This window comes from Burkholderia sp. Ac-20384 (assembly GCF_017104605.1).
In the GTDB taxonomy this organism is placed as follows: domain Bacteria; phylum Pseudomonadota; class Gammaproteobacteria; order Burkholderiales; family Burkholderiaceae; genus Burkholderia; species Burkholderia lata.
In genome coordinates this window covers 1-755 of sequence record NZ_JAAGPE010000709.1, presented here as the reverse complement: position 1 = coordinate 755, position 755 = coordinate 1, and the positions used below count along the sequence as shown (strand labels likewise).

1 protein-coding gene is annotated in these 755 nt (G+C 72.1%); it reads left to right on the top strand.

Annotated features, from left to right (window positions below):
• Window positions 1–120: 120 nt before the first annotated feature.
• Window positions 121–755: porin (locus G3O00_RS42950; RefSeq protein WP_206146628.1), on the top strand; the 635-nt coding region annotated here is incomplete at its 3' end.

The window sequence follows — 755 nt, the reverse complement described above, 5'->3', positions numbered from 1 at the left end:
CGCGCAGCACTTCTCCCGCCTGCCCGTCGAATTCGCGGTGCGCGCCGCGTAGGCACGAGCGGCGCGCACCCGCGCCGTGTCGTTCGCCGCGCCGCCGCACGCCGCTTCGGAGCCCCCACCATGAAGGTCCGATCGTTGTGCATCGCCGCGCTGTGCTGCGCGGCCGCCGGCCTGCTGGCCGGCCGTTCGTCCCACGCTCAAACGTCCGCGACGCTGTACGGCCTGATCGGGCTCGACGTCGCCAGCACGAAGCGCAGCGGCGGCCCGCCGGCCGCGATCGCGATGCAGAGCCCCGGGCTTACCGCGCCGTACTGGGGGCTGCGTATCGCCGAGGATCTCGGCGGCGGTTACCGCGCGCTCGCCGTGCTCGAAAGCTTCTTCCAGCCGGTCAACGGCGGCATCGGCCGCACATCGACCGACCCGTACTGGGGACGCAACGCATATGCGGGCATCGAAGGCCCGTTCGGCACCGTGACGCTGGGGCGGCAAACCAACCTGCTGTATCTCGCCGAACAGGCCGTCAATCCGTTTCGCGCGTCGATCCTGTTCTCGCCGCTCGTGATGCAGACCTTCGTCGCGTCGTACGGCGGCGCGATCGCCGGCGACACGGTCTGGAACAACGCGATCCAGTACACGAGCCCGACCGTCGGCGGACTGACCGCGAGCGCCGTCTATGCGCCCGGCGGCCTCGCCGGCGCGAACGGCGCGGCCAACGCGGGCCTGTCGCTGCGCTACGCGAGCGGCCCGCTCACGGC